This window comes from Streptomyces sp. CRN 30 (genome assembly GCF_034105845.1).
This window is the reverse complement of the sequence record NZ_JAVRHI010000202.1, coordinates 59,644-71,620: the sequence shown is the minus strand read 5'-3', so window position 1 is coordinate 71,620 and position 11,977 is coordinate 59,644. Positions and strand designations below refer to the sequence as shown.

14 protein-coding genes are annotated in these 11,977 nt (G+C 71.8%); 9 read left to right on the top strand and 5 right to left on the bottom strand.

The window, feature by feature from the left end:
- Positions 1-1,218, bottom strand: a 1,218-nt coding sequence (locus UW392_RS21485; protein WP_320776683.1) for an AAA family ATPase, incomplete at its 3' end; no start/stop codon positions are given.
- Positions 1,219-1,423: 205 nt separating this feature from the next.
- Between UW392_RS21485 and UW392_RS21480 the strand changes: the two genes are divergently transcribed.
- Positions 1,424-2,221: a hypothetical protein gene (locus UW392_RS21480; protein WP_320776682.1), complete on the top strand. Its 798-nt coding sequence runs from the start codon at positions 1,424-1,426 to the stop codon at positions 2,219-2,221.
- Positions 2,222-2,337: 116 nt separating this feature from the next.
- Here UW392_RS21480 and UW392_RS21475 read toward each other — a convergent pair whose 3' ends face one another.
- Positions 2,338-2,541, bottom strand: coding sequence for a cold-shock protein (locus tag UW392_RS21475; protein ID WP_189860865.1), 204 nt, complete (start codon positions 2,539-2,541; stop codon positions 2,338-2,340).
- Between the two features lie 366 nt (positions 2,542-2,907).
- Here UW392_RS21475 and UW392_RS21470 point away from each other — a divergent pair, with 366 nt between their 5' ends.
- Entirely contained in the window at positions 2,908-3,756 is an 849-nt protein-coding gene (locus tag UW392_RS21470; RefSeq protein WP_320776681.1) for a menaquinone biosynthesis protein, read from the top strand.
- Between the two features lie 84 nt (positions 3,757-3,840).
- Here UW392_RS21470 and UW392_RS21465 read toward each other — a convergent pair whose 3' ends face one another.
- Positions 3,841-4,023: a hypothetical protein gene (locus tag UW392_RS21465; protein ID WP_320776680.1), complete on the bottom strand. Its 183-nt coding sequence runs from the start codon at positions 4,021-4,023 to the stop codon at positions 3,841-3,843.
- On the bottom strand, positions 4,020-4,253 hold the full coding sequence (locus UW392_RS21460; RefSeq protein WP_320776679.1) for a hypothetical protein: 234 nt from the start codon (positions 4,251-4,253) through the stop codon (positions 4,020-4,022). Before UW392_RS21460 ends, UW392_RS21465 begins: the two co-directional genes overlap by 4 nt.
- A 172-nt stretch (positions 4,254-4,425) precedes the next feature.
- On the opposite strand from UW392_RS21460, the gene UW392_RS21455 reads away from it, so the two are divergent.
- The 4 genes from UW392_RS21455 to UW392_RS21440 all read left to right on the top strand — a co-directional run bounded on the left by UW392_RS21455 (position 4,426) and on the right by UW392_RS21440 (position 7,148).
- On the top strand, positions 4,426-4,653 hold the full coding sequence (locus UW392_RS21455) for a GntR family transcriptional regulator (protein WP_320776678.1): 228 nt from the start codon (positions 4,426-4,428) through the stop codon (positions 4,651-4,653).
- Positions 4,650-5,381 carry an A24 family peptidase gene (locus UW392_RS21450; RefSeq protein WP_320776677.1) on the top strand — a complete coding sequence of 244 codons (732 nt, stop codon included), beginning with the start codon at positions 4,650-4,652 and terminating at the stop codon, positions 5,379-5,381. Before UW392_RS21455 ends, UW392_RS21450 begins: the two co-directional genes overlap by 4 nt.
- Positions 5,382-5,481: 100 nt before the next feature.
- The gene (gene mqnC / locus UW392_RS21445; protein ID WP_320776676.1) at positions 5,482-6,681 is read left to right on the top strand and encodes a cyclic dehypoxanthinyl futalosine synthase; all 1,200 of its coding nucleotides are present in this window, start codon (positions 5,482-5,484) and stop codon (positions 6,679-6,681) included.
- A gap of 17 nt (positions 6,682-6,698) precedes the next feature.
- The gene (locus UW392_RS21440) at positions 6,699-7,148 is read left to right on the top strand and encodes an imidazolonepropionase-like domain-containing protein (protein ID WP_320776675.1); all 450 of its coding nucleotides are present in this window, start codon (positions 6,699-6,701) and stop codon (positions 7,146-7,148) included.
- A 21-nt stretch (positions 7,149-7,169) separates the two neighbouring features.
- On the opposite strand, the gene UW392_RS21435 is transcribed toward UW392_RS21440, so the two are convergent.
- Positions 7,170-8,168 (bottom strand): chitinase, encoded by a 999-nt coding sequence (locus UW392_RS21435; RefSeq protein ID WP_320776674.1) that lies wholly within the window; start codon positions 8,166-8,168, stop codon positions 7,170-7,172.
- Positions 8,169-8,353: 185 nt separating this feature from the next.
- Here UW392_RS21435 and UW392_RS21430 point away from each other — a divergent pair, with 185 nt between their 5' ends.
- The 3 genes from UW392_RS21430 to UW392_RS21420 are packed head-to-tail and all read left to right on the top strand — an operon-like array spanning position 8,354 to position 11,972.
- Complete coding sequence (locus tag UW392_RS21430) at positions 8,354-8,677, top strand: hypothetical protein (protein WP_320776673.1); 324 nt, start codon at positions 8,354-8,356, stop codon at positions 8,675-8,677.
- Positions 8,674-10,893 (top strand): bifunctional polysaccharide deacetylase/glycosyltransferase family 2 protein, encoded by a 2,220-nt coding sequence (locus tag UW392_RS21425; RefSeq protein ID WP_320776672.1) that lies wholly within the window; start codon positions 8,674-8,676, stop codon positions 10,891-10,893. Before UW392_RS21430 ends, UW392_RS21425 begins: the two co-directional genes overlap by 4 nt.
- Positions 10,890-11,972 (top strand): acyltransferase, encoded by a 1,083-nt coding sequence (locus tag UW392_RS21420; protein ID WP_320776671.1) that lies wholly within the window; start codon positions 10,890-10,892, stop codon positions 11,970-11,972. The genes UW392_RS21425 and UW392_RS21420 overlap by 4 nt, the downstream gene beginning before the upstream one ends.
- The last annotated feature ends 5 nt before the right edge of the window (positions 11,973-11,977 follow it).

Below are 11,977 nucleotides of genomic sequence, written 5' to 3'. Positions count from 1 at the left end.
CCGGGCCGCCTCGGCGAGGCCCGCCGCCGCCTCCTCGTCGGGGCCCGCGCTCGCCGACGCCCGGTACCAGGCGTGCAGCGGGCCCGTGCTGACCGCCGCGAGCGCCTGGTACGCGGCGAGGCGGTGGGCGAGCGGCGCCCGCCCGAGGACCAGGGGACGCAGCACCGGGTGACGGAAGTCGAGGCCCTCGGGCACGGCCGTGATCAGGCCGTCCTCCTCGGCGGCCGACAGGGCGTGCAGGGAGAGACCGGCCGTCTCCAGGGCCTTGCGCAGTGGGCCGGTGTCCTTGGAGCGGCTGGCCGCCAGGACGACCAGGGCCCGGCGGGCCGTCTCGGGGAGGCCGTCGATACGGGCCGCCCAGGCGCGCTCCAGGTGGCGGCCGAGGGACGGTGGGTCGAGCAGCGGGTGCTCGCCGCGCGCCTGCTCCTCGGTCAGCCCGGCGGCCAGTTCGCGCAGGGCGAGGGGGTTGCCGCCGCTGATCCGGCAGAGCTCGGCGAGCACGGCCGGACCGATCTCCCGGCCCACGGCGCGCAGCAGGGCCGCGCAGCCGTCCGGGGCCAGCCCGCCCACCTGCACCGCCGGTACGGTGCGGCGCGCGCCCGACTCGCCGTGGTCCTCGCGGGAGCACAGGGCGAGGGCGACCCGCTCGCTGGACAGCCGGCGCGCGACGAACAGCAGCACCCGCTGGGAGGACGGGTCCACCCAGTGCAGGTCGTCGACGAGGACGACCACGGGCCGCTCGTCGCCGAGGACCGCGAGCACGTTCAGGGCGCCCATGCAGGCCGCGTACGGGTTGCCGGGCGCGTCGGCGGTGTCGCCGCCGAGGGCGAGGCAGGACTCCAGGGCGGCCCGCTGTGCCCCCGGGAGTTCCCTGAAAAGGGACGAATACGGCGTCAGGAGGTCGCCGAGCGTGGCGAACGGCAGCACGGTCTCGGTCTCGATCCCCCGGACCCGGAGCACCGTCCGCCCTCCGCGCGCGACCGCCTGCTCCGCCGCGTAGTCCAGCAGCGCCGTCTTGCCGATGCCGGGCTCCCCCCACAGCAGCAGCGCGGCCCCGCCGGCCCCGCCCGCGACCAGCAGGTCGTCCATCAGGCGGCGCTCGCGCTCACGGCCCACGAGTTCCGCGGGGGCGCAGCGGCCGAGGACGAGGCGGCCGGGGGCGGTGCCGGTGTCGGCCCCGCGGGCCGCGTCGTCCGGTCCGGGAGACTGTCGCCGCATGTGTCACCCCCTGGCGCCGCACCGCCCGTCCTCCATCATGCCGCTCGCCGGACCGGGCAAGAAGCGTGCCGGAGCCCGGAGTTCGGCGGTCCGGGCGGGGCGCACGGCCAGGTGTAGGGAGTTCCCCGAAGCGTGCCCCGCCCCGGGGGGCCTTCACTGGTGGTCCACGGGGGAAGCCGATCGCGGTGGACGAGGGGGACGGCCGATGTTCGCACCGACGGGAACGCACTCCCGGCTCGACTCGGTCGAGATCCGGGTGACGTTCTCCGGCACGGACGCGGCCGCCGCGATCAGGGCGCTGGCGCCGGACCACGGGGGTGCCCGGCGCCACGTCCACTTCTGCGAGGCGCTCGCGCGCTCCCCGTACACCCCAGGGACCCTCGCCCGCTCCCGGACCACGCCCGGACCACTGCCGCTGCTGGACGCGGGGGTGACACTGCGGCTGCGGGCGGGGGGCGGGCGAGGCGGGGGAGGGGACGTCACGGCGGTGCTGAGCCCGTGCCGCACCTCCCGCCTCACCGAACGGTGGCTGGACTTCCGCACGGACGGCCCGGACTCGTTGCGCCTGTGCGGCGACTGGTCCGGTGAGAGCCGGCTGTTCGCCGCCTCCTTCGCCTCCGACTGCGGCCGTACGGCGGTGGAGGCGGTCACCTCCGGCGCCAGCGAGCCGGCCGCCCTGTTCTCCGGCCGGCAGCGCGCCTTCCTCGCCGACTGCGCCGACGTGCGCGTGGACGCGGGTGACCTGACCGTCCTCGGCCCGGTGCACGCCGCCCGCTGGACGGGCGTACGGCTGGACCACCACGAGGTACGGCTGGAGCGCTGGACGGTACGGGGGAGCGAGCCGCTCACCTGGTTCGAGATCTCCGAACGTGTGGCACCCGAGGGCGCCGAGGTCGTCCAGGCGTCCCTGACGGCCCTCCTGCGGGCCCAGGGCCTCGAACCGGATCTCACACAGGGCACACGGACACGTCGGGTGCTGGAGGCGCTGGTCGGCCGACGGTGAAAGCGCCCGAAAAGGCAGGAGCCCCGTCGCCGGTGGGCGTGGGGCTCCTTGGGTACTGCTGTCGGTTCCGGATCAGAGCACGGGGCTCACAGCACGAGGCTGCTGATCGCGAAGGCTCAGACGGGAGTGACGTTCTCCGCCTGCGGACCCTTCGGGCCCTGCGTCACGTCGAAGGTCACCTGCTGGTTCTCTTCGAGGGAGCGGAAACCGCTCGCGTTGATCGCGGAGTAGTGGACGAAGACGTCGGGGCCGCCGCCTTCCTGGGCGATGAAACCAAAGCCCTTTTCGGCGTTGAACCACTTCACGGTTCCGGTAGCCATAAGCCCTCCTTGGGCCCAAAGGGTCGCCCTGCTCCAGAACCAGCAAGTGTAAAAACGTGCGGCGTCTGAAAACTACGAGAGCCCGCGGTCACATGCTCCGCAGGCTCTGTACTGCAAGGGAAACCAAACTGCAACTTGCGGCGAGCCTAGCACGGGGGCAGCCGAAAGCAATAGAGGTCAAGATCACTTCACCCGGACGTTTGAACGTCACCCAGACCGAGTTGACCGAATGTCCTTCTTCGTCGCGATGCGTGCCGTAGTCGCCGCGGCGGGAACGAGGGTGGTGCCACGCTGTCCGATCACCGGTTCGCGTCACCCGGACCACCCGAAGGGGGCACCGTACCTCATGGGGTCTAGCCTCGCTATATGGACAATTCTCGCACCAGGCCGCGCGTCGGCCACATTCAGTTCCTCAACTGCATGCCCCTGTACTGGGGACTCGCACGCACCGGAACGCTCCTCGACTTCGAGCTGACGAAGGACACCCCGGAGAAGCTCAGCGAGAAGCTGGTGCGGGGTGACCTCGACATCGGGCCGATCACCCTTCTGGAGTTCCTCCGGCACGCGGACGAGCTGGTCGCCTTCCCCGACATCGCGGTCGGCTGCGACGGCCCGGTGATGTCCTGCGTGATCGTCTCCAAGGTGCCCCTGGACCAGCTCGACGGCTCCCGCGTCGCCCTCGGCTCGACCTCGCGCACCTCCGTACGGCTCGCGCAGCTGCTGCTCGCGGAGCACATCGGCGTCGAGCCGTCGTACTACACGTGCCCGCCGGACCTCGCGCTGATGATGCAGGAGGCCGAAGCCGCCGTCCTGATCGGCGACGCGGCGCTGCGGGCCAACCTCATCGACGGCCCGAAGTACGGCCTGGAGGTGCACGACCTCGGTGCCCTGTGGAAGGAGTGGACGGGCCTGCCGTTCGTCTTCGCCGTCTGGGCGGCCCGCCGGGAGTACGCCGAGCGGGAGCCGGCCGTCACCCGGAAGGTGCACGAGGCGTTCCTGGCCTCGCGTGACCTGTCCCTGGTGGAGGTCGACAAGGTCGCGGAGCAGGCGGCCCGCTGGGAGGCCTTCGACGAGAAGATCCTGGAGCAGTACTTCACCACCCTCGACTTCCGTTTCGGGCAGCCGCAGCTGGAGGCGGTGGGCGAGTTCGCGCGCCGCGTGGGCCCGACCTCGGGCTTCCCGGCGGACGTGCGGGTGGAACTGCTGCAGCCGTGACCGCGGCTTGTTGAATTCCTTCCGTATTCCGCGCGCCGTTCACGTGCACGTTCGCGAAGCGGCGCGCGGAATGCGGAATGGAGATCAATCGATCGACGGATCCCTGCGCGGCGGATAGCCGGGGGCGCAGTCCGGGCAGGCGTACACGTTGAATCCCGGACCGGTGGCGGCGTGCACCTCGTGCACCAGGACCGGTCTGTCGGTGGTGCACCCGCAGCGGGCGCACATGCGGATCGGGCGGCGGGGGCCGTCCTGGGCCGTCGTCATCGGACGGCGCCCGCGCAGGCGAAGTCGAGGGCGCGGCGTTCCTCGGGTGAGAGCACGTAGGGGCGCACGACGGCGGACGCGCTTCCGTCGAGCCGTTCCGTGAAACGGGGCGGCGGAGGTGGGACGACGAACCGCGGGGCGATCAGATCTCCGGCGCGGTGTCGTCCCGGTGGGTGCGGGATGCAGAGGTTGAGCACCCAGGTGAGGAGTTGGACGATAAGGTCCGCCATGTCGACGCTCCTTGTGTAAGCGTTGGCCGAGCCCCGGGACGGCAGCCACCGTCGCCGGGGTCTGTCGTGACAACCGTAGAGCCTTGTTTCCGAGCCTGTCTACCCATATGGGGGGAGACTGGGGGAAGTAAGTCTCTATGACTGGCTGCAGAGCCGTACGTACAGTTCACCTGTGTTCGAATTCGACCCCACAAGACCCAAGTGGCAGCAGATCGCCGAAGTAGTGCGGCAGCGCATCGCCAGCGGTGAATACCCCGTGCGGGGACTGATCTCAGAGGTGAAGCTCGAGTCGGAATTCGGGGTGGCTCGCGAGACCGTCCGTAAAGCCACCGCAGCCCTCCGGGAGGAGGGGCTCATCATCACCACGCGCGGCATGGGTTCCTTCGTCGTGGAGCGGTGACGCTCTGGCTCGCCGGGGCCGCCGCCCTCTGGGGCGCGGCCGCCGGTGTGCTCGTCCCCCGACCCGCGCACCGGCTGGCGGTCGAGCCCGAGGAGCCGTGGCGGGACGCCTGTCCCGACGGCCACCCGCTCACCGGCCCGGCGGGCGGCTGGCTCGGGACGGCGCGGTGCGCGGACGGGACGCGGTACGGGCCGGGCACGCCCGTCGTGGCCCTGGTGACCGCCCTCCTGTGCGCGGCCCTGGCCGTCGCCACCGGCCCCCGGCCCGAGCTGGCCGTGTGGCTGGTGCTCGCGCCGGTCGCCGTCCTGCTGGCCCTGGTCGACCTCCGGGTGCACCGGTTGCCGGACGTGCTGACGCTGCCGCTGGCCGGGGCGGCGGTCGTGCTGCTCGGGGCCGTGGCGTTCGTGCCGGGGCACGCGGGGGAGTGGCACACCGCGGTGCTCGGGGCGCTGGCGCTCGGGGGGTTCTACTTTGTGCTGTTTCTCATCCGGCCGGACGGTTTCGGCTTCGGCGACGTGAAGCTGGGGCTGGGGCTGGGGGCCGTGCTCGGCTGGTACGGCTGGGGCGTCCTGATGCTGGGGACCTTCGCGGGGATCCTGTTCGCGGGGCTGTACGGGCTGGTGCTCGCCCTGGCGCGGCGGATCGGGCGGCGCACCGCGTATCCGATCGGACCGTCCCTGATCGCCGGGGCGTACGTGGCGCTGCTGCTCGGAGCGCGTGCGGCCTGACGCGCGGCGGGGCGTGGTCGTCCACGGGCGGGGCGGGGCGCTGCGAGGGGTGGGCGTAGGCTGGTCCGGACCGCCCACACCCACCTGAAAGGGACCCCCGGTGACCGAGAAGGCCGACCTCCAGTCAATTCTCGACCGTGCCGCTGCCGGTGGGCGGATCACCCCCGAGGAGGCGCTCGACCTGTACCGCGACGCCCCGCTGCACGCGCTGGGCGCCGCCGCCGACGCCATCCGGAAGCGGAAGTACGCGGGCACCGAGCACATCGCGACGTACATCATCGAGCGGAACATCAACTACACGAACGTCTGTGTGACGGCGTGCAAGTTCTGCGCCTTCTACGCCGCGCCCAAGGACACCAAGAAGGGCTGGACGCGGGACCTGGAGGACATCCTGCGCCGCTGCGCGGAGACCGTCGAGCTCGGCGGCACGCAGATCATGTTCCAGGGCGGGCACCACCCGGACTTCGGCGTGGAGTACTACGAGCAGCACTTCTCCGCCATCAAGCAGGCCTTCCCGCAGCTGGTCATCCACTCCCTCGGCGCCTCCGAGGTCGAGCACATGGCCCGCATCTCCAAGGTGAGCGTGGAGGAGGCCATCCAGCGCATCCACGCGGCCGGCCTCGACTCCTTCGCGGGCGCCGGCGCCGAGCTGCTGCCCGCGCGGCCGCGCAAGGCCATCGCCCCGCTGAAGGAGAGCGGCGAGCGCTGGCTGGAGATCATGGAGACCGCGCACAACCTGGGCGTGGAGTCCACCTCCACCATGCTCATGGGCACCGGCGAGACCAACGCCGAGCGCATCGAGCACCTGCGCATGATCCGCGACGTACAGGACCGGACGGGCGGCTTCCGCGCCTTCATCCCGTACACGTACCAGCCCGAGAACAACCACCTCAAGGGCCGTACGCAGGCCACGCTCTTCGAGTACCTGCGCATGATCGCCATCGCCCGGATCTTCCTGGACGACGTGGCGCACATCCAGGGCTCCTGGCTGACCACCGGCAAGGAGGTCGGCCAGCTCTCCCTGCACTACGGCGCGGACGACCTCGGCTCGATCATGCTGGAGGAGAACGTGGTGTCCTCCGCCGGCGCCAAGCACCGCTCCAACCGGCTGGAGATCATCGACCTGATCCGCCGGGCGGGCCGCGTCCCGGCCCAGCGCACGACGACGTACGAGCACATCGTCGTCCACGACGATCCGGCGAACGACCCCGTCGACGACCGCGTCCAGTCCCACATCTCGTCCACGGCCATCGAGGGCGGCACGGCCCACCCCGAGCTGAAGCTCATCGGCACCAACTAGGCGCGGACGGGGCCGAGGTGCTGACGATCCACGCCGCCGACGAGCTGCGGTACGGCTGGGACGATTCCGAGCCCGTCGAGGAGGGCGCCGTCCTCGTGGAGGGCGGCCGGGTGGCCGCCGTGGGCACGCCGGCCGAGCTGCTGGAGCGGTTCCCGGGCGCCCGCGTACGGCGCTGGCCGGGCACCCTCGGACCCGGGCGGGTCCACGAGGGACCGCTCCCGGACGCGCCGACACCGCGCGAACGCGTGCACGCGGTGCTCAAGTCGGGCGCGGTCGCCGTGCTGGCGGAGCACGCGGACACCCCCGAACTGCGGGCGGCCGCCGACCGGAACGACGTGGTGGTCCTGGCGCGGGTACGGCCCGCGGTCATCGTCCCGGGCGGGCGCGCCGACCTCGCCGTCCTCGCCGGGGACGGCGCCTGTCTCGCCACGGTGTGCGCGGGGCGGCTGGTGCACCGGAGGCGATGAGGTGCCGGGCGGCCTCGAGGGTCACCCCGAGAACGCCTCCGCGAACGCCCCGTCCTCCTGGTCCACCCCGCTGCAGTCGGTGGACGCGTCGTCCGTGTCGGAGCCGGAAGCGGAGCCGGCGTCGCAGGCGCGGTCGCGGAAGGACGCCCACATCGACACCCAGGCGACGCCCTTCTCCTCGGCGAACTCCCGCACCTGGGCCGCGTCGTCCAGGGTGAACGTCTCGTTGTCGACGTCGTTCTCGCCGATCATCGAGGTGAGGGCCAGGCCCTGCCACGCCGCCTCGTCCGACAGCCCGAAGACCTCCATGAGCTGGTCGTGCGCGGCCTCGGCGGACGTCTCCGCGTAGTCGCCCATGTCACCGTCGTACGAGCTGCCGTAGTTCATGGTCATAACGTTGACCGTGGAGACCCGCACGGAGCGGTCGTTCGCGGACTCCAGCAGGGCCACGGAGTCGGCGTCGAGGCCGGAGGGCATGACGGGCAGGGTGAACGAGACGGAGAGGTCGCTCCGTTCCTGCTGGAGCAGGGCTATCGCCTCCGCGCGCAGGTCCACCGAGGCGGAGTCCGTCAGCGCGTCGCCCTCGACGTCGAAGTCCGCCGCGCTCGCCCCGGCCGCGTCGAGCGCCTGACCGTACGCCTCGGCCAGCGCGGAGGCGCTGTCGCAGGACTCGGCGAGCTCCGTCCCGGACGCCCCGCCGAACGACACCCGCACCGTCGCCCCCGAGTCGGTCAGCGCCGAGATGCGGGACGCCACCGCCGGGTCGTCGACCGCGGCCGTCCCGCCCCACGTCGGGGTGCAGTCCTCGCCGTCCGCGATCACGAACGCCAGGTTGTACGCCGACGCCGAGCCCGCCGCGTCGAGGCCGGACGCGGTCGTGGCGCTCACATAGGGCGCGTACGCCGTGGACGACGCGGAACCGGCGGCGGAGCCGTCACCGTCCGCGCCGGATGAGCAGCCCGCGCAGGCCAGCGCCACCAGACAGACCAGCCCGGCGGCCGGCTTCGCATATCTCCGCACGGCGTGTGCACCCGCTCTCTCGTGATTTTCGGTATTCGTTCGCACTCGACTGTTGCATGTGCTCCAACGTCCTGAGCTGCGGCCTTGCAGTCTCTAAGGAAAGAGACAGGGTGGGGCAATTCTCATGGGCGGCTCACATGGAATACCGAGTTTCCATCACATGGAAGAACTCTAATATCCACGGAATGCACTCCGAGTCCGTCATGGAAAACCACGCCGTCGCCCCGGTGCGCGGCCGGCGCCGTAAACGCGGCGGGAACGCCGGGCGCGCAGCGGGCCCCGTGTTCGTCGACACCTCCGGGCGCAGGGCCAGGGTGCTGCGCCGGATCGGCATGCTCGTGGGCGCCGTCTGCCTCGGCTACGCCGTCGTACTCGGCCTGGCGTTCATGGGCTGGGGCATCTCGTCCACCCCGGCACAGCTCCTTCCCTTCGGCGACGGCGGCGCGCCGCCGCCCGGCGGCACTCCGCCGTCGGGCGCGCCCGTCACCCCGGAACGCAGCCCCTCATGACCACGACGACCCCGCCACGGCGCAGCCGGCGCGCCCCCTCCCGTATGCAACGGGCCCGCGGCAGGGCGGCGGCGCTGCGGGGGCCCCGGGTGGTCCTGGCCCTGCTGCTCCTGCTCGCGCTGACCAGCGTGCTGCTCCTCGACGGCTACCTGCGCGCCGAGGTCGGCGGCGACGAGCGCGTCCGCACCGGGGCCAGCTCCAGTGACGTGCCCGACGACGTCCTGAACGGCGGCCCCATCCTGTCCTTCCGCGACGGCGAGGCGGTCACCACGTCGGTGCCCGACAAGACGATCGCACTCACCTTCGACGACGGCCCCGACCCGACCTGGACGCCCCAGGTGCTGGAGGTGCTCGAGGAGTACGACGTCCCGGCGACCTTCTTCCTGGTCGGCTCGATGGTCGCGCGCAACCCCGGGATCGTGAACGACCTGGTCGACCAGGGCAACGAGATCGGCATCCACACCTTCACGCACGTGGACCTGTCGTACCAGAGCGACGCGCGCATCACCCGCGAGATCGAGCAGACCCAGCTCGCCCTGGCGGGCGCGGCCGGCATCACCACGACTCTGTTCCGCGCGCCGTACTCCTCCGAGACGGACGCCATCGACAACTACAGCTGGCCCGTCTACGAGGCACTCGGCGAGGAGGGCTACACCAGCGTCTTCGTGGACACCGACAGCGACGACTGGAAGCGACCCGGCGTCGACAGAATCGTCGAGTGGGCCACTCCCGAGGACGGCGAGGGCGCGTCGGTCCTCATGCACGACGCGGGCGGCGACCGCTCGCAGACCGTCGAGGCGCTCGGCGAGTACATCGAGAAGATGCAGGCGGAGGGCTACACCTTCACCACCGTCAGCGGAGTCATGGCGGAGCAGGGGCCCCAACCGCCGGGCGGGGCCTCCGATTCCGGCGCTGCCCTCCAGGCCGCCCACCGCACCGCCACCGGCACCACCCTCTACGAGGGCAAGGCCCTCATCGCCGCCGTGGACGTCGCCGAGTGGACCGTACCGACGCTCTCGGCCGGCCTCGTCGTCGTGGGTGTCGCCGTCATCGCCCGGTTCGGGATGATGCTGGTCCTGGCCCGCCGCCACCACCGGCAGCGCAACAGACGCCGGTTCAGTTGGGGGTCACCCGTCACCCGGCCGGTGACGGTGGTCGTGCCCGCGTACAACGAGCGGGAGTGCATAGCGGGCACCCTCGGCTCGCTCGCGCGCAGCACCCACCCGATCGAGATCGTCCTGGTGGACGACGGCTCGACGGACGGCACCCCGGAGATCGCCGAGGGGCTCGGACTGCCCAACCTCCGCGTCGTCCGCCAGGAGAACGCGGGCAAACCCGCCGCCCTCAACAACGGCGTCCGCCACGCGAGCCACGACATCGTCGTGATGATGGACGGCGACACGGTCTTCGAGCCCGACACCGTGCGACAGCTGGTGCAGCCCTTCGCGGACCGCGAGGTCGGCGCGGTCGCGGGCAACGCCAAGGTCGGCAACCGCAAGGCCGTGATCGGCGCCTGGCAGCACATCGAGTACGTGATGGGCTTCAACCTCGACCGCCGCATGTACGACCTGCTGCGCTGCATGCCCACCATCCCGGGCGCGATCGGCGCGTTCCGCCGGGACGCGGTGCTCCAGGCCGGCGGGATGAGCGAGGACACCCTCGCAGAGGACACCGACATCACCATCGCCCTGCACCGCGCGGGATGGCGGGTCGTCTACCAGGAGCACGCCCGCGCCTGGACCGAGGCGCCCGGTTCGCTGGGACAGTTGTGGTCGCAGCGCTACCGCTGGTCGTACGGCACCATGCAGGCGCTGTGGAAGCACCGCGGGTCCGTCACGGACAAGGGTCCCTCGGGGCGCTTCGGCCGGGTCGGCCTGCCCCTGGTGGTGGTCTTCCAGGTCCTGACGCCCCTCCTCGCGCCGCTGATCGACCTCTTCACGGCGTACGCCATGGTCTTCGTCGACTTCCAGGCGTCCCTGCTGGCCTGGCTGGCGGTGCTCGGCGTACAGCTCGTCTGCGCCGCCTACGCGTTCAGACTGGACGGGGAGAAGTACCGGTACCTGCTGATGCTGCCGCTCCAGCAACTGGTGTACCGCCAGATGATGTACCTGGTCCTGATCCACTCCTGCGTCACGGCCCTCACCGGCGGCCGGCTGCGCTGGCAGAAGCTGAAGCGCACGGGTGAGGTCGGTACGCCGGCGGCGGGGGCGAGGTGACGGGCGCGCACCGGCACCGCGCGGCGACCTCCGTACGCGGGGTGCCCGCCGGGCGCGACCGTTACTTCGACGCCCTGCGCGCCCTCGCCCTGGTCCGCGTCGTGGCGTACCACACCTTCGGCTGGCCCTGGGCGGGCATGGTCCTCCCCTCCATGGGGATCATGTTCGCCCTGGCGGGGACCCTGATGGCCAAGTCGCTGGAGCGGCCCGCGGGCCAGGTGCTGCGCGGCAGGGTGCGCCGGCTGCTGCCCCCCTTCTGGTTCTTCGCCGTCCTCGTGGTCGCCGCGATGCTGCTGCACGGCTGGGTGCCCGACTGGCGGATCGTCTACTGGGTGGTGCCGCTGGGTGATCCGCCGGGCGACGCGTGGGCCGAGCAGGCCTGGGAGGTCGTCTGGTACCTGCGCACGTACCTGTGGTTCGTGCTGCTCTCGCCGCTGCTGCTGAGGGTGTTCCGGCGCGCGCCCGTGCCGGTGCTGCTGCTCTCCCTCGCACCGATCGTCGCGTTCCGTTGCGTGTGGGTGCCGCCGGACGACCGGTTCGGCACCGCGCTGACCGATCTGGCGGTCTTCGTCTTCTGCTGGATGCTCGGCTTCGCCCACCGGGACGGGGTCCTGCGGCGGCTGCGGCCCGGCCCGGTGGTCGCCGGCTCGCTCGCGGCGCTGGGGTTCGGCGCGTGGTTCGCCTTCACGCACCAGGCGGAGTACGGGTCGTACGACCTGGACGACGTCCCCCTCGCCCAGGCCTTCTTCTCGGCCGGGTTCGTGACGCTGCTGATGTACGCGAAGGAACGGTGCGCCATCGACTTCGCGGGGCTGGCCCGCTTCCGGCGCCTCGACCGCGTCGTGACGGTCCTCAACGCGCGCGCGGTCACGGTCTACCTGTGGCACGAGATCGCGCTGATCCTGGCCGTCCCGCTGATCGACCGGCTCTGGGAGTCACCCGCCGCCGAGACCTACCTCCCCCTGGACAGCCAGTGGTTCCTGTTCGGCGTCGCCTGGGTGCTGATCGCGGTCTTCGTACTGCTGTGCGGCTGGGTGGAGGACGTGGCGGCGAGGCGGAGGCCGCGACTGCTGCCGTGACGGGT

Coding starts and splice junctions, on each gene's coding strand:
- UW392_RS21480 (WP_320776682.1), top strand. CDS start 1,424: ATGTTCGCACCGACGGGAACGCACTCCCGGCTCGACTCGGTCGAGATC.
- UW392_RS21475 (WP_189860865.1), bottom strand. CDS start 2,541: ATGGCTACCGGAACCGTGAAGTGGTTCAACGCCGAAAAGGGCTTTGGT.
- UW392_RS21470 (WP_320776681.1), top strand. CDS start 2,908: ATGGACAATTCTCGCACCAGGCCGCGCGTCGGCCACATTCAGTTCCTC.
- UW392_RS21465 (WP_320776680.1), bottom strand. CDS start 4,023: ATGACGACGGCCCAGGACGGCCCCCGCCGCCCGATCCGCATGTGCGCC.
- UW392_RS21460 (WP_320776679.1), bottom strand. CDS start 4,253: ATGGCGGACCTTATCGTCCAACTCCTCACCTGGGTGCTCAACCTCTGC.
- UW392_RS21430 (WP_320776673.1), top strand. CDS start 8,354: ATGCACTCCGAGTCCGTCATGGAAAACCACGCCGTCGCCCCGGTGCGC.
- UW392_RS21425 (WP_320776672.1), top strand. CDS start 8,674: ATGACCACGACGACCCCGCCACGGCGCAGCCGGCGCGCCCCCTCCCGT.